The 21321-nt window shown below is 43.6% G+C and carries 16 protein-coding genes; 12 read left to right on the top strand and 4 right to left on the bottom strand.

Features of this window, described 5'->3' with window-relative positions; translation table 11 throughout:
• Window positions 1-153: 153 nt before the first annotated feature.
• Complete coding sequence (locus ODU34_RS08280; RefSeq protein WP_105179549.1) at window positions 154-2295, bottom strand: GH92 family glycosyl hydrolase; 2142 nt, start codon at window positions 2293-2295, stop codon at window positions 154-156.
• A gap of 410 nt (window positions 2296-2705) precedes the next feature.
• On the opposite strand from ODU34_RS08280, the gene ODU34_RS08275 reads away from it, so the two are divergent.
• The 12 genes from ODU34_RS08275 to ODU34_RS08220 all read left to right on the top strand — a co-directional run bounded on the left by ODU34_RS08275 (window position 2706) and on the right by ODU34_RS08220 (window position 18923).
• Window positions 2706-3992 (top strand): glycoside hydrolase family 125 protein, encoded by a 1287-nt coding sequence (locus tag ODU34_RS08275; protein WP_105179550.1) that lies wholly within the window; start codon window positions 2706-2708, stop codon window positions 3990-3992.
• A gap of 1 nt (window position 3993) precedes the next feature.
• On the top strand, window positions 3994-6666 hold the full coding sequence (locus tag ODU34_RS08270; protein WP_105179551.1) for an alpha-mannosidase: 2673 nt from the start codon (window positions 3994-3996) through the stop codon (window positions 6664-6666).
• Window positions 6647-7513 carry an ROK family protein gene (locus tag ODU34_RS08265; protein WP_105179552.1) on the top strand — a complete coding sequence of 289 codons (867 nt, stop codon included), beginning with the start codon at window positions 6647-6649 and terminating at the stop codon, window positions 7511-7513. The genes ODU34_RS08270 and ODU34_RS08265 overlap by 20 nt, the downstream gene beginning before the upstream one ends.
• 9 nt (window positions 7514-7522) lie before the next feature.
• Window positions 7523-9406, top strand: coding sequence for a beta-N-acetylhexosaminidase (locus tag ODU34_RS08260; RefSeq protein WP_105179553.1), 1884 nt, complete (start codon window positions 7523-7525; stop codon window positions 9404-9406).
• A gap of 201 nt (window positions 9407-9607) precedes the next feature.
• Window positions 9608-10537 (top strand): sugar ABC transporter permease, encoded by a 930-nt coding sequence (locus ODU34_RS08255; protein WP_012775341.1) that lies wholly within the window; start codon window positions 9608-9610, stop codon window positions 10535-10537.
• A gap of 9 nt (window positions 10538-10546) precedes the next feature.
• Window positions 10547-11470, top strand: a complete 924-nt coding sequence (locus ODU34_RS08250) for a carbohydrate ABC transporter permease (RefSeq protein WP_105179554.1) — start codon at window positions 10547-10549, stop codon at window positions 11468-11470.
• 69 nt (window positions 11471-11539) lie between these two features.
• Window positions 11540-13021: an ABC transporter substrate-binding protein gene (locus tag ODU34_RS08245; protein ID WP_105179555.1), complete on the top strand. Its 1482-nt coding sequence runs from the start codon at window positions 11540-11542 to the stop codon at window positions 13019-13021.
• Between the two features lie 128 nt (window positions 13022-13149).
• Entirely contained in the window at window positions 13150-13755 is a 606-nt protein-coding gene (locus ODU34_RS08240; protein WP_044681292.1) for a DUF624 domain-containing protein, read from the top strand.
• Window positions 13752-15401, top strand: coding sequence for a sensor histidine kinase (locus tag ODU34_RS08235; RefSeq protein WP_105179556.1), 1650 nt, complete (start codon window positions 13752-13754; stop codon window positions 15399-15401). The genes ODU34_RS08240 and ODU34_RS08235 overlap by 4 nt, the downstream gene beginning before the upstream one ends.
• On the top strand, window positions 15391-16683 hold the full coding sequence (locus ODU34_RS08230; RefSeq protein ID WP_192874287.1) for a response regulator transcription factor: 1293 nt from the start codon (window positions 15391-15393) through the stop codon (window positions 16681-16683). The genes ODU34_RS08235 and ODU34_RS08230 overlap by 11 nt, the downstream gene beginning before the upstream one ends.
• A 12-nt stretch (window positions 16684-16695) precedes the next feature.
• Window positions 16696-17556 carry a helix-turn-helix domain-containing protein gene (locus ODU34_RS08225; protein ID WP_105179557.1) on the top strand — a complete coding sequence of 287 codons (861 nt, stop codon included), beginning with the start codon at window positions 16696-16698 and terminating at the stop codon, window positions 17554-17556.
• Window positions 17557-17792: 236 nt separating this feature from the next.
• The gene (locus tag ODU34_RS08220) at window positions 17793-18923 is read left to right on the top strand and encodes an ABC transporter ATP-binding protein (RefSeq protein ID WP_002938838.1); all 1131 of its coding nucleotides are present in this window, start codon (window positions 17793-17795) and stop codon (window positions 18921-18923) included.
• Window positions 18924-19137: 214 nt separating this feature from the next.
• Here ODU34_RS08220 and ODU34_RS08215 read toward each other — a convergent pair whose 3' ends face one another.
• The 3 genes from ODU34_RS08215 to ODU34_RS08205 form a co-directional block, all read right to left on the bottom strand.
• Complete coding sequence (locus ODU34_RS08215; RefSeq protein ID WP_105179558.1) at window positions 19138-19725, bottom strand: cadmium resistance transporter; 588 nt, start codon at window positions 19723-19725, stop codon at window positions 19138-19140.
• A gap of 88 nt (window positions 19726-19813) precedes the next feature.
• On the bottom strand, window positions 19814-20794 hold the full coding sequence (locus tag ODU34_RS08210) for an aromatic acid exporter family protein (protein ID WP_398578447.1): 981 nt from the start codon (window positions 20792-20794) through the stop codon (window positions 19814-19816).
• Between the two features lie 73 nt (window positions 20795-20867).
• Window positions 20868-21257 (bottom strand): DUF1761 domain-containing protein, encoded by a 390-nt coding sequence (locus tag ODU34_RS08205; protein WP_398578446.1) that lies wholly within the window; start codon window positions 21255-21257, stop codon window positions 20868-20870.
• Window positions 21258-21321 lie beyond the last annotated feature (64 nt).

Below are 21321 nucleotides of genomic sequence, written 5' to 3'. Positions count from 1 at the left end.
TTAAAAAATTGGGTTAAAAACTTCCTTTTTGTGCGCCCTAAATACAAAAACTATTCCCGTTTTGTCATGAACTGCTCAGACGGGAATAGTTTCTTTAGCTGCTTAAATGCTTAACTTAATGACATTGGGGTTGCTCTCTGACTATTTATTATTCTAAGAGTATGCCTCTATGCTTGGAAGTATAGATAGGTCAAATTCCAGACACTTAGCTGTCACTAACTGATCATGCTTGATGGTTTGGATGACTTGTTTGTCTAATGAAACTTGCTTGACAAACTGGAAATTTGCATCGCTCTTTGGAGTAGAAATGGTCAGCTTGTGTTGATCTGCAAGTAGCAAGTCTACTTCCTTAAAATGCGGAAGCCCGATTTGGTAGTCAGCTTTTCCAGGACAGACAGGGTAGAAGCCTAGACAGGAGAAAATGTACCAGGCTGAAAGGCTGCCATTATCTTCGTCACCTGGATAGGCTTGAAAACCCGTCTTGAAAGCTGTTTGTCTGATTTTGTGAATGAGCAGACTAGTGTATTCTGGTTTGGTGGACCATTGGAAAAGATAAGGGATATGGAAGCTCGGTTGGTTTGAAATAGCCAGCTGACCGAGATTGACTTGCGCCATTTCCGACATTTCGTGGATTTCGTAGCCGTACTGTTCAGGCGAGAAATAAGCTTCCTGATTGCACAGTTGGATGAGGTAGGTGGTAAAGGCTTCTTTTCCGCCCATCAATTCTATCAGTCCATCGATGTCATGAAAGACGGACAGGGTTGCTTGTAGGGCAGAACATTCGGCATAGTCTCTTCCCCAGCTTAGAGGGGAAAAATCTGCTCGGAATTGTTTCTGTCTATCCTTGGCACGCATGAGACCTGTTTGGCTATCGAATAACTGTCGGTAGCCCAGGCTCATTTGAGCGTACTGCTTAGCCAGTTGGTCCTGTCCTAGTTTTTCTGCTACTTTGCTGATAGCCCAATCACTGTAGGCATAATCAAGAGAATGGCTCACAGATTCGTTGAAATCAAGAGGGAGATAGTTTAACTGGCGGTAAATCTGACTGCCATGGCGACCGTAACGTTGATCCGCATCGGTCTTTTGACTGGTTTCAATCATGGCCTGGAGAAAATCTTCCATCAAATCAGGAACAAGTCCCTTGCAGGCCGCATCAGCAATGACTCCATCTACAAGAGTTCCTGGCATGATACCGCGCTCGTCTGGCGATAGCCATTTGGGTAAAAATCCTGTATCACGATAGTGTTGGAGAATGCCGTGAAGAAACTCTTCCAAATAGTCTGGGTAGATAAGGGAAAGCAGGGGATAGGAGGAACGGAAGGTGTCCCAGTAGCCATTGTTGGTGAAAAATTTGCCTAGTTTGGCCTGGTTGCTGATGGGGTCAAAATGAATGGCTTGTCCATCAGGGCTAGGTTCATAGAAAGTCTGTGGGTAAAGTAGGCAACGATAGAGGCAGTGGTAGAAGAAATTGATGTCTTCTGTTTTTTTGTCACGAATCTGAACACGGCCCAGTAGTTGGTTCCAGTTGCTTTCTGCTTGTGTTTGAGCTTGGGGGAAGTCAGGTACATCTTTCAATAGAAAGGTGGCCTGCTCAGGGCTGATAAAGGAGGTAGCCAAACGCCCCTTGATAGAAGTGTTTGAGAAGTTGATGCGAAGGTGCAAATCTTCTCCCACCACTTCCGTTTTAGCTATCTTGCGATCCTTGACCAGATGGTAACATTCTGTTATTTCCTCTTCAAATTCTAGGAGAGCATACATGCAGAAATCAGGGGATTGGCAGGCGCTGACCTGAAAAATCTGAATGAGCAATTGATGAGGATTGAGCAGTCGATAAATGGATTTTCCAGATGAATAGAAGACTATTCCGACAGGCTGGTTAGCAAAAGACGCTATCTCAAAACTGGCTCCGTATCGGCTGGGAGTTAAACGGCTTATCAAGCGATAGCGGTTGGATTGTAATTGAAGAAGGTCAGGTCGGAAAATAGCCTGATCCAGTTGGTAGCTAGATTGACGGTGAAAGAGGCTATCTCGGCTTAATTCGCCTGTGACAGGCGTCAATAGGAGGGAGGAAAAATCTCCCAACCAAGGACTGGGTTGATGGGTCAAGCGAATGCCTTGATAGACAGGTTCATAGGGATTGAACCACCAGTTTCCAGTCTGGTCGCTGGTCTGGGGAGCAAAATAATTCATGCCGAAAGGGACCCCTGTCAATGGCAGGGTGTTTCCGTTTGAAAAGGCATGTGAGTTATAAGTACCATAGCGGGTGTCAATGGTTGAAACGATGGAGGTATGCATAGGTTATCCTTTTCTTTTTTATTTTATCGTCATTTAGTTTTTCTTTTATTACTTAGACATAAGAGGAAACTCCGTTTCCTTATTTCCAACTTCAAACACTCCACTGGAGCGTTTGAACTCGCCTTGCCTAACTCTAGTTATGCCTGCGGCTCGTTGCCTAGTACTAAAAGTAAACTAAAAGACGATATTGATAATAAGTGGTGTCTCCTTATTATATAGAGAAAGCGAGCGGAAAGAAAGCGTTTTTTAAAACTGACAATATTTGTGTAAAAATGCGTTTAATTTGTGTATAGGATTTGCATTTGGAATTGTATAGACTGATACTAGGAACCTTGTGTCCAATGAAAATGATATGGACTTGCCAGATAGAGGTTGGAAGAAGTCTGAGCAACGGATGAAAAGGAGAAATCATGTTTTACACAAAAGAAATCATAGAGCACTGGCTAACGGACATTCAGAAGAAAACAGCAGACCACCCAAGTTGGGGGAGTGTATTTGAAAGGTGTTATACGGATACGCTTGATAGGACCATTAGTCAGCTGGAAGATGGGACTACTTTTGTCTTAACAGGGGACATTCCAGCCATGTGGTTGAGGGACTCGACAGCCCAGGTCAAACCCTATCTAGCCCTAGCAGGCAAAGATGAGACCTTGCGCCAGATGATTGTAGGTCTGGTAGAGAGGCAAATGGCCTTTATTTTGATGGATCCTTATGCCAATGCCTTTAATCAGGCAGCCAATGGACATGGGCACCAGACTGACCAAACTCAGATGGGACCATGGATTTGGGAGCGGAAATATGAAGTGGATTCCCTCTGCTACCCCCTTCAACTAGCCTATCTACTTTGGAAAGCGACAGGAGAAACTAGCCATTTTAACCAGACCTTCTTTGGAGCAGCTGAAAAAATTGTTCAACTCTGGAAATTGGAACAGCACCATGAAAACTCCCCTTATAGCTTTGAACGGGATACGGACCGGCTAGAGGATACCCTCACGCACCAAGGAAAAGGGGCTCCCTGCGCCTATACAGGGATGACTTGGTCTGGTTTTCGTCCAAGTGATGATGCCTGTATATACCCTTACCTCATCCCCTCAAATATGTTTGCGGTCGTCGTCTTGGGCTATTTAGGAGAAATAGCAGAGCTGTTTGCCAGTGAGGAATTCTCAGATTTGGCTGAAGGTGCCAGACAGTTGGCGCAGGAAATTGACCAGGGGATTCGGACCTTCGGGCTGACCAAGAATCAGGCGGGAGAAACTATTTTTGCCTATGAAGTGGACGGATTGGGCAATCAGTCGATCATGGATGATCCCAATGTCCCTAGCTTGTTGGCGGCTCCCTATCTAGGATATTGTTCCAAAGATGATCCTATCTATTTGGCAACCCGTCGGACTATTTTAAGTCAAGAAAATCCCTATTACTACGAGGGAGACTATGCTGCGGGTCTTGGTTCCAGTCATACCTTCTATCGCTATATTTGGCCGATTGCCTTGGCTATTCAAGGAATGACGACGGATGACAAGGAAGAAAAAGCGCGCTTATTGGATACCATGGTGGCCTGTGATGGCGGTACTGGGCTGATGCATGAGAGTTTCCATGTGGATGATCCGACGCTTTACTCTAGAGAGTGGTTCTCCTGGGCAAATATGATGTTTTGCGAATTGGTTTTAGATTATTATGATATACGACCGGAGGAATAAAATGGGAAAAGAAACGGTTCATATTATTTCACATAGCCACTGGGATAGGGAGTGGTATCTTCCTTTGGAAGAACATCGGATGCGCTTAGTAGAGCTATTTGATGACCTATTTGACTTATTTGAAACAGATCCTGAGTTTCGGTGTTTTCATTTGGATGGACAGACCATTGTCCTAGATGACTATCTGGAAATTCGTCCGCAGAATCGAGAATTATTGAAGAAATACATTCAAGACGGTCGGCTGATTATTGGACCTTTTTACATCTTGCAGGATGATTACCTCATCACCAGCGAGGCCAATATGCGCAATACCCTTCTGGGCCACTTGGAAAGCAAGAAGTGGGGGCGGGCTCCGAAGATTGGTTATTATCCAGATACTTTTGGAAATATGGGGCAGGCTCCTCAGCTACTGCGTCAGGCTGGTATAGATGTGGCCTTGTTTGGTCGTGGGGTCAAACCAGTTGGCTTTGATAATCAGGTTCTGGGAGATGACCAATTCCAGTCCACTTTCTCGGAGATGATTTGGGAGGGGGCAGATGGCAGTCAGGTTCTGGGAATTTTATTTGCTAACTGGTACAGCAATGGCAATGAAATCCCAGTTGATGAGGAGGAAGCGCGTGTTTTCTGGGAGAAAAAATTGGCAGATGTCCGCAAATACGCTTCAACCTCCCACTATCTGCTGATGAATGGCTGTGATCACCAGCCTGTCCAGAAAAATCTCAGCCACGCTTTACGACTGGCTCGAAAACTGTACCCAGATATAGACTTCGTTCATTCAAGCTTTGAAGAATATATAGCTGCTGTCAAGGAGGAATTGCCAGTAGACCTAAGTCGTGTCAAGGGAGAATTGACTAGCCAGGAAACAGATGGCTGGTACACCTTGGCAAATACTGCTTCTTCGAGAATCTATCTCAAGCAGGCCAATGACCAAGCCAGTCAGCTTTTGGAACAAGTTGTAGAACCCTTGGTGGTGATGACAGGAGATAAGGTGCCGAGAGATGAGTTGCGCTATGCCTGGAAGCTCTTGTTGCAGAATGCCCCCCATGATAGCATATGTGGCTGTAGCGTAGACCAGGTGCATAGTGAGATGGAAACTCGCTTTAAGAAGGTCAAGCAAGTCGCTCATTTCCTGAGCCAGCGCTCCCTAGACAGGTGGGAAAAGCAGGTGGATTCGAGCCAGCTAGACGGCCTCCTATTTACTGTTTTCAATACTACAGCCTACCGACAAACCCAGCTAGTGGAGGTTGATTTGCTTGTTGAACAGGAAGATTTCCGAGATGGGCAGTTAGAACAACACTTCCAATCCATGGCAGCTATTTCTCTGCCAGCCTTGGGCCTCTTTACCAGTCAAGGCCAAGAGCTTGAGGCAACCATTGAAGATCTAGGTGTCAACTTCCGCTACGATTTACCAAAAGATGCTTTTCGCTCTGCCAATTTTGCCCGCCAGATTCGTGTCCGCTTTGTAGTGGAAAATCAAGCACCATTTTCATGGCAGACCTATCAAGTCAAGCCGATTGGTGACACTAGGGTGAAGAGCCGTTTAAGTGAACAGTTTGAGAATGATTACTACCGTATCGACGTGGTGGATGGTCAGCTCTTACTAGAAGACAAGAGAACGGGTCAAGCCTATAAAGATTGGCTAGGGTTTGAAGATTGTGGAGATTTGGGTAATGAATACATCTTTATGGCGCCTAAGAATGATCAACCAATCTATGGTCAGATAGAGGACTTCGGTCTTGTCTACCAAACAGAAACAGTCAGCATTGCCAAGGTCATTCATCGTTTGCGACTGCCTATAGCTATGGAAACAAGTCTGGAAGATGAACAGAAGCGCCTGGTAGAATTTAAACATCGAACCTCTCAAAGGAGTCAGGAAAAGAAAGACCTGCTCCTTACCACCTATCTGACCCTCTACCGCCATCAACCACAAGTTCGCATCCAGACCAATTTCCACAATCAAATCAAGGACCATCGCTTACGAGCAGTCTTTGATATTGGTATAGAAGCTGAGAACCACTTGGCGGATTCCATCTTTGAAGTCGTTGAACGTCCAAATCAGCCTCATCCAGCTTGGGAAAATCCGTCCAATCCTCAGCGTCACCGCAGTTTTATTTGTCTATCAGATGGTCGACAAGCCATGACCGTTTCGAGTAAGGGCCTACATGAGTATGAAATCCTAGACAGGGGTAAGATAGCTTTGACACTACTTCGTGCGACTGGAGAGCTGGGAGATTGGGGCTACTTCCCAACACCAGAAGCCCAGTGTTTGAGGGAATGTCAGTTGGATTATGCCCTTGAAATTTGCCCAGTAGAGGAAGGTTTTGCCAGCTTCCAAAGAGCGCAAGCCTTCCAAGGACACCTGCTAACCAAACAACTGACCAGCCATAGTGGGCATCTGCCGTGTGATTATCAGTTTTTGACTCATCCAGCACTGGAAGAGGACCGCTTATGCGTGACTTCTTTGAAGGTAGCAGAAACTTCGGACCGCATCCTGCTCCGTTATTACAATATGAGCCAGGAGCAGTTAGCAGGTTGGAGCGAGTGGACTGAGGGAGTTGATTTGCTAGAAGAACCACTAGAGGTTTTGCCGGTTAGGATTGAACCTCAGGCAATCCGAACAGAGGTCATTGGCTATCTTGAAAAGGAGAAAGAATATGGTAGTAGCTTGTTTTGATATTGGAGGTACGGGCATAAAGGCGGCCTTGATTGGTTCGGATAAGCAGATCAACCATCGACAGGAATGGCCAACACCGGCCAGTTTAGCAGAATTGTTGGCGCTTATGGACAGTCTTATTCAGCCGGTAGACGGCTTGGAGGCCATTTCCCTCAGTATACCTGGAGCGGTAGACCTTGAAACAGGTGTTATCCAGGGGCTGAGTGCGGTTCCTTATATCCATGGTGTATCTTGGTATGAGTTATTAAGTCAGTATGGCTGTCCTGTATATTTGGAAAATGATGCCAATTGTGTCGGTCTGAGTGAATTGGCTGTTGATGACCAGTTATCGACCTTTGCCTGTGTCGTCTGTGGGACAGGCATTGGTGGTGCCTTGATTGTGGATAGAAAACTCATCCGTGGGAAACAAGGTTTCGGTGGCGAATTTGGCTATATGCTGATTGCTACTAGAAAGGGACTTCTCAAAAACTGGTCCCAACTTGCGTCTACTGGAAGTTTGGTCAGACAGGTTGCTAGTCAGTATGAGGAAGCTGTGGAAGATTGGAATGGGAAGCGGATTTTTGAACTAGCAGAACAGGGAGATGAGGTATGTCAATTAGCCATTGAAGAAATGACACGCAATCTGGCCTATGGTATTTTAAATATTTCCTATTTCCTGGAGCCAGAAGTGCTGGCAATCGGCGGCTCTATCAGCCAGAGTCCAGTCTTTATCCAAGCCATTCAGGAGCAACTAGAGGCTATACAAAGGGAATATCCAGAAGAATTTCCTTATCTACCTGCTATTCGTGCCTGTCACTATCAGCAGGATGCCAATCTCATGGGTGCTTATATGAAGACCCTACAATAAGGAGAAATGATGATGTTACAGATAAACCATTCGTTACAGCAGTCGGAGAGGTTCTTGGAAGAGATTTGTTCTGGGCTGGGTTTGGATTGCCAGTTAGAACTTGAAGTCGATGGCAAGGAGAGTTTGCGGATTGAAGGTTCAGCGGGTTCTTACCGTATCCGTGCGCCCAAAGAACACATGATTTATCGAGGCTTGCTTGCTTTGGCCAGTCAGCTGGCTCAGGGCGAGACTGATATACAGATCCAGGAAAGACCTGCCTACCGTCAACTCGGTTTTATGGAGGATTGTTCTCGAAATGCTGTCCTGACGGTTGAAGCCAGTAAGATTTTGATTCGACAACTGGCCTTGGTGGGCTACAGCCATTTCCAGCTTTACATGGAAGATACCTACCAACTGCGTGAGGAACCCTATTTTGGTTATTTCCGAGGGGCCTATACAAGAGAAGAATTGCAGGCTATTGAGGAGGAGTGCCACCGTTACGGTATGGAATTTATCCCCTGCATCCAGACCTTGGCCCATCTGATTGCCTACCTCAAGTGGAATATATCATCTATTCAGGCCATTCGAGATGTGGATAATATTCTCTTGATTGGAGATGAGGGGACCTATGCCTTGATTGATAAGATGTTTGAGGCCTTGTCCCATCTGAAAACACGGACCATTAACATCGGTATGGATGAGGCTCACTTGGTTGGGCTGGGGCAATACCTCAATCAGCATGGCTATCAGAAACGAAGCCTGATTATGTGCCAACACTTGGAACGGGTCTTGGATATTGCTGACAAGTATGGCTTCCATTGTAGTATGTGGAGTGATATGTTCTTCCAGTTGTTGACAGCGAGTAAGGATTATACTGGTCAGTTGGAAATTGATTCGGAAATTCAGGCTTATTTGGATCGTCTCAAGGACAGAGTGACCTTGATTTATTGGGATTACTATCAGACCAGCCGTGAGAGTTATGCTCAAAAACTAGCAAGTCATCAGCAGTTGGGAGAACAGATTGCCTTTGCAAGTGGTGCCTGGAAGTGGATTGGTTTTACTCCTGATAATGATTTCAGTATGCGGATTGCGCCAGAAGCCCATGCTGCCTGCCAAGAATATGGTGTCCAAGAAGTGACGGTGACCGCTTGGGGAGATAATGGTGGGGAATGCGCCACCTTCTCGATCTTGCCGAGTCTTCATACTTGGGCAGAACTCCAGTACCGAGGAAATTTGGACTGTCTGGCTGAGCATTTCTATCAACTACATCAAGTTTCCCTGGATGATTTCCTGCAACTGGATTTACCAAATAAGACCCCTAGCCACCCAGGTCCAGGTCATCACGGTTTCAATCCCAGTCGCTACATCTTGTATCAGGATATTCTCTGCCCCTTGTTGCAAGAGCATATTGATGCCGAAAAAGACAGTGCCTTTTATCAGGAATTAGCGCCTAGATTGGCAGAGATTGGAAGCCGAGCCAAGGGCTATGCCTATCTCTTTGATACTCAGGCTAAGTTGTGTCAGGTTTTGGCGACCAAGGCGGCAATTTCGGCAGCTATTCGTCAGGCCTATCAGGAAGGAAATCGTCAGGTCTTGGCAGAGCAAGTTGACGGTTTGCAGCAACTAAGAATAGACCTAGAAAGCTTTTATCAAGCGCTCAGCTACCAATGGATGGTAGAGAAGAAGGTGTTTGGTCTGGATACGGTGGACATTCGCCTAGGGGGCTTGGATGCCCGCATTCGCCGAGCAATTCAGCGCTTGCAAGCCTATCTGAACAAGGAAGTGCCTAAACTAGATGAACTAGAAGTGCCTATTCTCCCTTACGATGACTTCCATCAGGACAAGGGTTTTCGTGCGACAACTGCCAACCAATGGCAGATTATTGCGACGGCTTCAACCATCTATACAACCTAGTGATGTTCGAGCTCGAAAGGGCTCGATTTTTTATGCAAATGTTGATTGGCAACCCAGATTTTCTTTGTTTTTTACAGAAGATATATCGGTTGTTATATACACCTATAATTTGTAGAATTTTGCCTATAATGTGGCAATTCACAGTTGGCCCAATCAGGAGTAAACTAATAATGTAAAGGTTCATAATAGAAAGGAGCTATGATGAAAGACCTCATAAAAAATCTAAAACAAAATGCCATTTTTTTCCTAATGGTATTGCCAGGAGTCATCTGGCTCATTCTATTTTTCTATATTCCAGTATTTGGTAATGTGATTGCTTTTAAGGACTATCGCCATACAGGTAACGGTTTTTGGGATAGTCTCATACAAAGTAAGTGGATAGGATTGGATAATTTTAAATTTTTATTCCAATCATCCGATGCCTATATCATCACAAGAAATACCATCTTGTATAACCTTGGTTTTATCGTACTCGGACTGATTTTTGCAGTAGGTATTGCCATTATCTTTAGTGAGATGCGGTCGAAGAAGCTGGTAAAGATCTACCAGACCACAACCTTGTTCCCTTATTTCCTTTCTTGGGTCATTATCAGTTTCTTCGTTTACGCATTTTTGAGTCCAGATAAAGGATTGATAAACAATATTCTCAAAGGAATGGGGATGGATCCTATCAACTGGTACAGCACACCGACCTATTGGCCCTTCATTTTGCTTTTCTTAGGAATTTGGAAAGGTTTGGGCTACAACAGTATTATTTATTATGCAACCATTATGGGTATTGACCCAACCTACTATGAAGCTGCGATTGTGGATGGAGCGACCAAGTGGCAACGCATCCGCTATGTCACCCTTCCTCAGTTAATGCCTCTGATGACTATTTTAACGATTCTGGCTGTCGGAAATATCTTCCGAGCAGACTTTGGCCTTTTCTATCAAATTCCGAAAAATTCAGGTCCTCTCTTCAATGTGACTCAAGTCCTTGATACCTACGTTTATCGTGGCATTGCAGGAACAGGGGACATCGGTATGGCTATTGCAGCAGGCCTCTATCAATCTGTTGTCGGCTGTATCTTGGTGGTAGTGACCAACCTGATTGTTCGTCGCTTTGATAAAGAATCAGCCTTATTCTAGGAGGGGAGTATGAAAAAAAAGAAACAAATCACTTCTGTTTCTATTCATTCATTTAGTAAGAAAACAGATCTATTTTTCTCAAGTTTACTAGGGATATTTGCCCTATCCTGTACCCTTCCCTTCATATTTGTTATCATCATTTCTATGACAGATGAGACAAGCTTGGCTATCAACGGCTATTCTTTCTGGCCAGAGCAATGGAGTTTGGCAGGTTATGAATATCTCTTTCAATTGAAAGATCAGATTCTCCAAGCCCTCTTTATCACCTTCTTTGTGACCATTGTAGGGACGAGTTTGAATGTCTTCTTCACCGTTCTTTACGCCTATGCCATTTCGAGAAACAGTTTCAGATACAGACGATTTTTTACCCTGATGGCTCTCTTTACCATGCTGTTTAGCGCAGGGACCATTCCAACCTATATCGTCATGACCTCGTTTTTAAATCTCAAAGATACAGTGGCAGCCTTGATTCTACCCATGCTGCTGTCTCCTTTCAATATCATGGTGATGAGGTCCTTCTTTAGAAAGACTATTTCTGAGTCTATTATCGAATCCGCCAGGATTGACGGGGCCAGTGAATTTCGGATTTTCTTCCAAATCTGCTTGCCATTAACCCTACCAGGTATCGCAACCATCGCTCTCTTTACAGCCCTCGCTTTTTGGAATGACTGGTACAACGCTCTCCTCTATATCCAGAGCGATAACCTCTTCCCTCTCCAATACCTGCTGATGAAAATTCAAGCAAACATTCAATATCTCTCTGAAAATGCTGCTGCGGCAGCGACTATGTCCTCAGAAGTTGCAGGTGCCCTTCCAAAAGAAGCAACACGTATGGCTATTGTGGTCGTATCGACTCTACCAATTGCCTGTCTCTATCCTTTCTTCCAACGTTACTTTGTCAAAGGTTTGACAATTGGCGGAGTCAAGGAGTAGGGACATCACTCTATCTTAACAATCGTATTCCATACTTCATTATCTAAAAAAATAGAAAGGAACAGCCAAATGAAAACATGGAAAAAATTTGCCTACTCCTGCGTGTCACTTGCGTCCGCAGCTGCCCTTGCCGCTTGTGGTAGTCTGACTGGAAATAAGACCGCATCAAGTAGCGCTACAACAGAAGATGGATTGACAAACATCCTCATGTATCAAATCGGAGACGCACCGAAAAACATTGATGTTCTTTTGGAAAATGCCAATAAGATTATCGAAAAAGAAGCAGGTGCCCATCTAGACATCAAGTATATCTCATGGGGTGACTATAAGGATAAAATGGCCATTATTACCTCATCTGGTGAGGAATATGATATTGCCTTTGCAGACAACTATATTATCAATGCTCAAAAAGGAGCTTATGCTGATTTAACAGAACTTTACAAGAAAGAAGGCAAGGCTCTCTATGACATTATTGACCCTGCCTACATCAAAGGAAATACCATCGATGGAAAAATCTACGCAGTCCCTGTCATCGGTAACGTAGCCAGCCAACAAATGCTTTCCTTCAACCAAGACATGGTTGATAAGTATGGTTTTGACATTTCCAAAGTAGATAGCTACGATGATGTGGAAAGCATGTTGGCAACCATCAAAGAAAAAGAAGCAGATGTGACACCATTTGCCTGGGTGAAATCTAGCAAACCATCAACAGACGGTTTGGAATATCCAGCTGGAAATGAGTTACCATTTGCTATCGACTTGAAAGGCGACACTACAAAAGTGGTAAACCCATTTGAAGTGGACCGTCACATGGATAACCTTCGTACCATTCACAAATACTATAAGGCTGGCTACATTATGGCAGATGCAGCGACTACTGACGCAACCTTCTCACTTGATGTAGCAAACTGGTTTGTTCGTGAAGAAACACAAGGACCAGCTGACTTTGGTGATAGCCTCCTTTCAACAGTTGCAGGCTATAAGATTACTTCTAAACCAATCACATCTGCCTATAAGACAAGCGGATCTACCCAAGTAGCAAACTTTGTCATTTCAAAAACATCTAAGAACAAAGAAAAAGCTATGGAAGTATTGACTCTTATCAATACAAATCCAGAATTGCTGAACGGCTTGGTGTTTGGTCCAGAGGGCGTCAACTGGGAAAAAGACCCAAGTGCTGAAAATCGTATTAAGTTGTTGGATGGTTACAAAGGCGATACTCGTATGTCAGCTTGGAACACAGGTAACAGCCAAATTCTGTACATCACTGACAAGGTAACAGATGAAGATGTGAAAAAAGCAGAAGAATTGCTGGCAGGTGCAGAAGAGTCTCCACTTCTTGGCTTCAACTTCAATGCTGATGCAGTTAAGACTGAAATTACAAGTATCCAAAATATCATGAGCCAATATGCAGCAAGTATCAATACTGGTACTGTGGATCCTGATGTTGCTGTTCCAGAAATGCTGAAAAAATTGGAAGCAGAAGAATCCTACAAAAAAGTAAAAGAAGAAATGCAAAAACAATACGATGAGTTTTTAGCAAATAAATAATTCGATACAGGTGATGAAGTGTGAAAAGAGGTTGGGTTCAACATCCAACCTTTTTGCATTTGTTTTATGTTAATATATACAAAAAGCACCGATTTTTGATAAAATAGATAAAAAAGGAGGAATATACAATGTTAGGGTGGTTAGACAGGCTTTTTACTCTTCTTTTCTTCCTCATGAAATTGAGTGCCATCTATTTGGTTCTTCTATTGCTAGGAGGCGTAGTGCTGGGCATTTCACCAGCAAATGGAACGATACTTTACCTCTACGATAACTATCATATGGATGCATCTAAGTACAATTTTCGAGAGGCGTTTGGCTATTTTAAAGAGCATTTTATTCGGCTTAACCTTGGCCTCGGTCTTGTCCTCTTATTGATTGGTCTTTTATTTAGCGGCATTTGGCTCTTGATTCAATTGCCCCAGACCTGGTGGATGCCAGCAGTTCTTATTACAAATGCTTTTGGTCTTTTCTATGTTTTTGCGCTCTATGCTCTCTTTTTAAAACTTCAAGTACATTTTGAATTTAGTCTAAAAACAGGCTTACAGTTGGCAGCTGTCTCGCTTTTTCTTGATTGGAAAGCCCTGGTCAAATTTTTGTTAGGCAGTCTCGTCTGTGGGTTCTTGCTATTCAAACTTCCCTTGATTTTATTCTTCTTCCTACCGGTCCTATGGCTCTTGTTTCTCTATGATGCCTTTGATCCAGTGTACAAGCAAGTTGACAAGGATTACTTATGAAAAAAGTTTTAATTCATACTCTTTTGAAAAGTTATTCTTTATTAGTGATTGGGATTGTCATTTTCTTTGCCAGTATTCTTTCCTACATCAGCTGGTATCAGTATGACACCAATCGTATCCGCATTCAACAGGAAGTAGCAGATGGTCTAAAAGAGGAGTTGGATTATTATCAAGGACGGGTTGGGAATTATCTAGCAGACTACATTACGGACAGGGATCGTCTAGACAGTCTTTATCACTATTTTCAATTATCTCCTTCTCAGTACCAGGTCTGGTTACTGAGTCACCCTCACCTGATGGTCAAACGGATTTCCTTGCAGGATTCTGTTCGCACTCTTTATCTCTATTATCCCTTCGTAGAAGGAGTCGATATTGCTCCGATGGATGCAAATACTGTCTTTGTTTCTACCTCTGACTTAAAGTCTGGTAAAAAGGTCACGGCCGAAAATTACAAGGCTCCGCAACATAGTATCTCGATGACCTTATTTTCTCCGTCGACAACAGAAGGTATTGCGACCATCTATGTCACCATCGATGCGGATTTACTGAAGCAATATATCCAACGTAAGACGGATCTCCCCATGACCGTTAGAGTTCAAGATTCTCTGGATCGGGAATTTTATAGCTTACGACCAGATGTTGCCTCGCCTCCGCTCTCCTATCGAATGAGTGGGGATTTGCAAATTGCAGTTGGAGTTGACCAGCAACATGCTATTGAAAAAGTTGGCAGCCTAGTCGGAATCATTTTTCTAGGAAGTAGTTGCCTCGTTGCTCTTTTACTACTGGTCCTGAGAAGGGTGTTTAAACGATATGAAGTCCAAGTACTGGACATTGTTGATACCATGCAACAGATTCGTGGCGAGGACAGGCATCTTCGTCTACAGACGGACAATAAAGAGCAGGAAATGTATCTCATTTCATCAGAAATCAATCAGATGCTGGATGCTATGGACCAGAGTATTCAAGACATCTATCGCTTGCAGTTAGCTCAGAAAGATGCCAATATGCGAGCCTTACAAGCCCAAATTAACCCCCATTTTCTCTACAATACCTTGGAATTTTTCCGTATGTATGCAGTCAGCAAGCAGATGGATGAGCTAGGGGATATGATTTATGAATTTTCAAGCTTGCTTCGCAGTAGTGTGACACAGGCAAAAATGACAACGGTGGCAGAAGAACTTTCATTTTGCGAAAAACATAGCTACATTTGTCAAATCCGCTATCCTCGTTCCATTGCCTATGCCTATCAAATGGATCCTGGGTGCGAAAGAGTTGAAATTCCTCGTTTTGTAATCCAGCCTTTGGTAGAAAATTATTTTGTCCATGGAGTAGACCTCAAACGAAAAGACAATGCGCTTAGTGTCAAAGCTCTCAAGCATGGACAGGATATGGAAATTCTCATCAGAGATAATGGTAAGGGAATGGACGCAGAAACCCTGGAAGCCAACAAACACCTCTTGGCAAGTCGAGAACTGTCGCAAGAAAATCGGTCACAATCAATCGGATTACGAAACGTTCACGAGCGGTTACTTCTCTATTTTGGAGACCGTTACCAGATAGAATTAGATTCTAAAGAAGGGGAAGGGGTGACCTATTCAATCTTATTTGAAGGTGTCTTCCCCCGAGGAGATGAGCATGATGCATAAGATGTTAGTAGTTGATGACGAATATATGATTTTGGAAGGGATGAAGCATCTTCTCCCTTATCATGAATACAATGTCGAGATTGTTTATACGGCAGAGAACGCCGAAGAAGCGCTGGATTATTTTTCACAGCATACTGTGGACCTTGTTCTAACCGATGTCAGCATGCCAGATATGACAGGCCTAGAAATGGTTCGACGAATGAAAGAACAATCGCCTGATACCCACATTATCATCATGTCAGGCTTTCAAGAATTCGAATATGCCCGTAAAGCTATCTCCCTCGGGGCAATGGATTACCTCCTTAAGCCCATCAATAAACAAGAACTGGCTAAGCTGCTCCAACAGCTACCAACGCTGAAGAAAGAGACAGATAGGGAATATACCAAGGGCTTTTTGGCAGGAACCCTGACAGCGAGTGAGTTATTAAGTCACTCCCAGAAAACATGGTTTGCCGCTAAAGAGACACCAAACCCAATGGGCTACTGTCGTGAAAAAAATATTTTACATCAAGTCTACTATTTTCAGTTGACAGAAAGTCGACCAGAGGGTAGTCTATATACAGAAGAAGTTACCCCGACGATGACCATACGGCAGTTGATTGATAAGGTAGAGAGGCGCTTATTTTATAGGCAACTATCAGAAGACCTAACGGCTACTACCACAGAACTCTATAAAGATATGGAACCGCTTCTACGTGCAGGAAGATTGGCAAAAATCGTTGATGTTTTACCACATTTGGCTGATAAATTGCGAGAAACCACTCCGGCAGTCTACCTAACAAAACAATTTTTTAATCAGATGATGTCGGATGTGTTTTACTATTTTAATGAAGAAGACCATCAGCGCTTGGAAGATTTCTATGTAAAGGTAGAAGCTAGTCGAGATTTACATCAACTAATGGAGTATTTTTGTCATTATCTGAAAAAATTTTCCGAGAGTTCCACTTACAGTCCTCATGTACAGGAAGTTGTTACGATTGTTCGTGAACGCTTTGCAGAGGAATTGTCTTTGAAAGATATGAGTGCTCATCTCTACCTAAATACGGTTTACCTAGGTCAACTTATCAAAAAAGAGACCGGGCATACTTTTGCAGAATTGCTCAATCATCAGCGAATCAAGGTAGCACAGCAGCTTCTCTTGAACAGTCAGTTGGGAATCGAAGAAATTTGTTTTCAAGTTGGTTACACGAATGTGGGCTACTTCTATAAGATTTTTAAACGCATTTGTGGGGAATCTCCCAAAAATTACCGACAGAAAATCGGTCAATTACAGACAGAATGAGATGGAGGCGAGATGAGCAAAAGGGAAGAATTGCAGCACCTATTTCCAAAAGGAAGGCTTGTATTTGAAAAGACAGAAAACGCAGCAAGTATCCAGTTGCCTCTGGCTGATCATACTTGGTTTTCCGTTGAACGCAAGGATTTGACAGATCGAGAAATCGAACTGATTGACTTGCTGATGAATGACTCGAGCGCAGAACAAGGTCATCCTTGGGGACGCTATTTCCAAGGGGGAGGTCCTCTTCCGCAAAACTTGGAAAAGCTACAGGTTATTCATGCTCATGTAGGCCATGTATCCGATGAAGATGGAAAGGTAGCCTGGCTTGATATGATGGCCAAACTCCTCCCCAATCTCCAAGGCTACTATACAGGCAATGGACAGGATTACCTGTTCATTCTACATCAGGCACCTCTTTTTGATGTCAAAGAAATACTGCGTGATACCCTTGCTACCATGGAGTTCGATTTTGGTCTGAGAATTACATTGTTTTTAGGTCAAATCTGGCCGGCTAAATTGGTACACTCTTGGCCACAATTAATCGAAGCTGAACAATCCCTTTTTCACCATTGGCGAAGCAGCCACCATCAATCACGGTTGCTTACCTTCGGTCAGCTCTATCTTTGGGCAGGTCAACTCCACCCCGTTTTGAGAGAAGGACTTGCTAGTTTGATTGCCCACCAGCAGCTAGAAAAGGAAATTGTAGCTCTTTGGCAAGAAGGTGCGGTCATAACCAAGGCGGCCCAGTCTCTCTATATCCATCGAAATACGTTGCAGTATCGCTTGGACAAATGGTTTGATTGGACGGGATTACAGCTCAAGGACTTGACGGATTTGGCAGTTTGCTACATGGTTATCATGGATTTAAGTATCTAATAGGAGCTAATGATGAGAAGAGCGTTGTAGCCTTTGAGAATGCCCCCCATCGCTTCGTCCCTTTTTCTCCTGAAAATACCAAAGGGCTCATCGAATTTTTGAAAAGTAGACTATTTCAGTAACACAGTCTTTTGTGCAACTTGTACAAAAGATTGTGTTCTTTTTGTTCACCTTGACCTAGAAAAATAAAACGCTTTCATTTACAATGAAACTATCAAAGAAAGTGAGGCTTGAACATGGTTCAACTTAATTTAAAAAATATTTATAAAAAATATCCAAATAGCGAGCACTATTCCGTTGAAAACTTTAATCTAGATATTAAAGATAAAGAGTTTATTGTTTTCGTAGGTCCTTCAGGATGCGGTAAATCAACTACTCTTCGTATGATTGCTGGATTGGAAGATATTACAGAAGGTGAAGCTTACATCGACGGCGTGTTGATGAACGATGTGGCACCAAAAGACCGTGATATTGCCATGGTATTCCAGAACTATGCCCTTTACCCACACATGACTGTATTTGACAACATGGCTTTCGGTTTGAAATTGCGTAAATACAGCAAGGATGAAATCAAAAAACGTGTAGAAGAAGCTGCACAAATTCTTGGTTTGACAGAATTCTTGCAACGTAAACCTGCTGACCTTTCTGGTGGTCAACGCCAACGTGTTGCCATGGGTCGTGCTATTGTCCGTGATGCAAAAGTATTCTTGATGGATGAGCCTTTGTCAAACTTGGATGCCAAATTGCGTGTATCCATGCGTACAGAGATTGCTAAAATCCACCGTCGTATTGGTGCAACAACGATCTACGTAACGCATGACCAAACAGAAGCCATGACCTTGGCTGACCGTATTGTTATTATGTCTGCGACTAAGAATGAAGCAGGTACAGGTACAATCGGTCGTATCGAACAAATTGGTAGCCCAGAAGAGCTTTACAATAAACCTGTAAACAAATTTGTTGCCAGCTTCATCGGTAGTCCTGCAATGAACTTCTTTACAGTGACTCTTCAAGAGGGTGTGCTTGTTGGAGATGGTTTCAAAGTAGATCTTCCAGAAGGTCGTCGCAAGCACTTGGAAGAAAAAGGTTACAACGGTAAATCATTTACATTGGGTATCCGTCCAGAAGACATTAAGGCTTCACAATTGGAGTTGGACACTTATCCATCTTCTATCGTGGAAGCAGAAGTTGTCGTTTCAGAGCTTCTTGGTGCGGAAACCATGCTCTACTCTAAAGTAGGAAATACAGAATTTGTATCTCGTGTAGATGCGCGTGATTACCACAATCCAGGAGACAAGGTTCGCTTGACCTTCAACCTCAACAAAGCTCATTTCTTTGATGATGAAACAGATCAAGCCATTGTTTAATCTTTTATAATTTGTTCATAAAACACCTGACCGTCAGATGAAAATCTGGCGGTTTTTGGCTAGGGAAGGTGTCCTCCAAGGAGGAATTTATCATTGCAGTCGCAGGGAATACGGTCATGATGGGTATATCTTTCGTGCATTTGCATAACCAAGTATTGGATGAATTTCATGGGAAAATAGAAGAACCGTCGGTTTAAACTGACGGTTCTTTTTCTTATGTTAGTATTTGCAGTAGGTAGGTCATTGTTCCGAATTCGAATAAAATGTAGATTCCTAATATGATAAAAATGGTTGGAAGAATCATTTTTTCATATTTTTCTATGAATTCAGAAATGCTATGGAGACTCCCAAATTTTTCTGCTAGGTAGCAAATGGCGACTGTCTCTAGCAAGATCAGGCCAGCAGTTAAGAGCGTTTCTAAGGTACTTAAAGTTGTAAAATAGGGTGTGAATATTCCTAAATTATCTACTCCCGATGCTAATGAAATAAAAATGATAGATAGTAGTCCGATTTTGCTATCAGGAATCTCTGTCTCTGCTTCGTTTTCAAAAAGGATTCTAACCCCTAGTAGAATAGGGACGAAGCCGAGCAGACCAAGGATCCAGTCAGCTAGAAAAACATTGGCAACTTGGCTAAGGGTCGAACTTAAGAGAATGAGTATAAAACTAGCAAGTAGTTGTCCAAAATAGATTGTGCGTCTTTCACCTGGTTTTTTTGCCTGTGAAAATAAAAGGAATAAAATTAGGAAATAATCGATACTTGTTGAAATACCGAGAATCAGTGCATAAGTAATAATAGTCATGGTCCCTCCGTATAATATAGTAGTCATAGATATTTATTTACAGAGGCACATCAATTTTGAAAGATAGAAGTAAAAATTGCGATTCATTTTAATTTCCTTTTTCACTACCCTCATCTTCATCTTTATAAACCTCATAAAAGTCAACCTTGAGGCGAATAAAGGCTTCCATATCGTGTAGGAGCTGAAAGAGGGTGGCTCGGGTTTCAAATTCTTCTCGGGTTTGCGGCAGAGGTCGCTCGCGGAAGGTGGCATGGAAGAGCTCGATGTCCAGGAGCAGTTCCTTGGCGGAGTTTTCTCTGCTTAGTTGCTGGGCTGCTCGCTCGAAGAGGCTGGACAGGATGAGATTTTCTCTGCCTTCCAGTAAACACTTGTTGATGTTTCCTGCCATGGTCCGCAGGATTTTGTTTTGTGCAGCTCGCATTTCAAAGTAATGGACCTGGTAGTTGGTCTGTTGGAAGAGCTGGTTGTGGCGGTCTAGATAGACGACTTTGAGGGCCTCGTCCAAGGTCTTATCTAGCTGCGTAATCAATTCTGCCTCGTTTCGTCCGTCGCCATTTAGCAGAAAGGCTTCAAAGCGAAGGAGAATCTGCTTGAGCAGGTCTTCGACTTGGTCGTGGTAGGCCTCGATTTTCTTTTCTTGCGAGGGCATATAGAGGTTAAACAAGAGTGCCAGTCCTGCCCCAATCAGAAAAAGCGCCAGCTCATTTCCTAAAAAAATCAGAGAAATATCTTGCTCTAGTAAGAGGTGGGTGACGAGGACGGTCGAGGGGGCGATGCCAGCCTCCCAGTTGAATCTGTAGGCCAGGGGGACGTAGAGTACCAGGTAAATGCCTAGGGTCCAGATGCCAAAGCCAAAGAGGGCGAAGGTCAGGACGGCTATGGTCAGGGCCAGGAGGGTAGAGAAGAGGCGGTTGCGAGCCATTTTGAAGCTGGACTTGCGGGTGTCGAGGACGCTGAGAATGGCGATGATGCCGGCAGCTGTCGCATAGGACAAGCCCAGAGCGGTCGCTAGGTAAATAGCCAACACGGTGGCAAATATCAGTTTGATGGTGCGGAGGGAGAGGGACATGGAGGCTCCTTTGGTCTTAGTCTTCCTTTTATTGTACCATAAAGAATCAACAGTCACTCCCCTGACTGTTGATTTATACAAACAAGGCAATGATTCCGACTACCAAGTAGCAGACCAGTTTGTAGCTTTCGTTGATGAGGATGAGTTTAAGAGGGCGTTGTTCAAAGACGTAGTTTTTCAATGAAGCAAGGACTGCAATCACACCCATGCCACCAGCTGCGTGGAGTGGTGAAACATCAAGGGTTTTGATGAAGAAAATCGCCACAACAGCAGTCAGCACTTCAATCGCCAAGGAAATCATCATTTCCTTCTGGCCATTTTTCCCAGCTTGACGGTCAGCTTCTACCTTGGCCATGTCAATGCCAGAGGCTTCAATCCAAGCATCACGGAAAATCAAACCATACCACAAACCACCAATAGCAAAGGCAATCAGCCCTGCCACAGTTCCCAAAATAAGTGTCATACGTTCTCCTTTTTGCGTCCGTTTGTACGGACAAATGATAGATAACAGAATACCATGGTTTGGT

Source organism: Streptococcus sp. 2018WUSS126, assembly GCF_044427425.1.
Taxonomy (GTDB): domain Bacteria; phylum Bacillota; class Bacilli; order Lactobacillales; family Streptococcaceae; genus Streptococcus; species Streptococcus hashimotonensis.
Note: the sequence above shows the minus strand (reverse complement) of the source record. Positions and strands in the feature narration are given on the sequence as shown.

Excerpts from the sequence above, each read along its gene's own strand:
- ODU34_RS08250 (WP_105179554.1), top strand. The coding sequence starts at position 10,547 with ATGAAAAAAAAGAAACAAATCACTTCTGTTTCTATTCATTCATTTAGT.
- ODU34_RS08230 (WP_192874287.1), top strand. The coding sequence starts at position 15,391 with ATGATGCATAAGATGTTAGTAGTTGATGACGAATATATGATTTTGGAA.
- ODU34_RS08205 (WP_398578446.1), bottom strand. The coding sequence starts at position 21,257 with ATGACACTTATTTTGGGAACTGTGGCAGGGCTGATTGCCTTTGCTATT.
- ODU34_RS08270 (WP_105179551.1), top strand. The coding sequence starts at position 3,994 with ATGGGAAAAGAAACGGTTCATATTATTTCACATAGCCACTGGGATAGG.
- ODU34_RS08240 (WP_044681292.1), top strand. The coding sequence starts at position 13,150 with ATGTTAGGGTGGTTAGACAGGCTTTTTACTCTTCTTTTCTTCCTCATG.
- ODU34_RS08210 (WP_398578447.1), bottom strand. The coding sequence starts at position 20,794 with ATGTCCCTCTCCCTCCGCACCATCAAACTGATATTTGCCACCGTGTTG.
- ODU34_RS08260 (WP_105179553.1), top strand. The coding sequence starts at position 7,523 with ATGATGTTACAGATAAACCATTCGTTACAGCAGTCGGAGAGGTTCTTG.
- ODU34_RS08275 (WP_105179550.1), top strand. The coding sequence starts at position 2,706 with ATGTTTTACACAAAAGAAATCATAGAGCACTGGCTAACGGACATTCAG.
- ODU34_RS08245 (WP_105179555.1), top strand. The coding sequence starts at position 11,540 with ATGAAAACATGGAAAAAATTTGCCTACTCCTGCGTGTCACTTGCGTCC.
- ODU34_RS08220 (WP_002938838.1), top strand. The coding sequence starts at position 17,793 with ATGGTTCAACTTAATTTAAAAAATATTTATAAAAAATATCCAAATAGC.
- ODU34_RS08215 (WP_105179558.1), bottom strand. The coding sequence starts at position 19,725 with ATGACTATTATTACTTATGCACTGATTCTCGGTATTTCAACAAGTATC.
- ODU34_RS08265 (WP_105179552.1), top strand. The coding sequence starts at position 6,647 with ATGGTAGTAGCTTGTTTTGATATTGGAGGTACGGGCATAAAGGCGGCC.
- ODU34_RS08255 (WP_012775341.1), top strand. The coding sequence starts at position 9,608 with ATGAAAGACCTCATAAAAAATCTAAAACAAAATGCCATTTTTTTCCTA.
- ODU34_RS08280 (WP_105179549.1), bottom strand. The coding sequence starts at position 2,295 with ATGCATACCTCCATCGTTTCAACCATTGACACCCGCTATGGTACTTAT.
- ODU34_RS08225 (WP_105179557.1), top strand. The coding sequence starts at position 16,696 with ATGAGCAAAAGGGAAGAATTGCAGCACCTATTTCCAAAAGGAAGGCTT.
- ODU34_RS08235 (WP_105179556.1), top strand. The coding sequence starts at position 13,752 with ATGAAAAAAGTTTTAATTCATACTCTTTTGAAAAGTTATTCTTTATTA.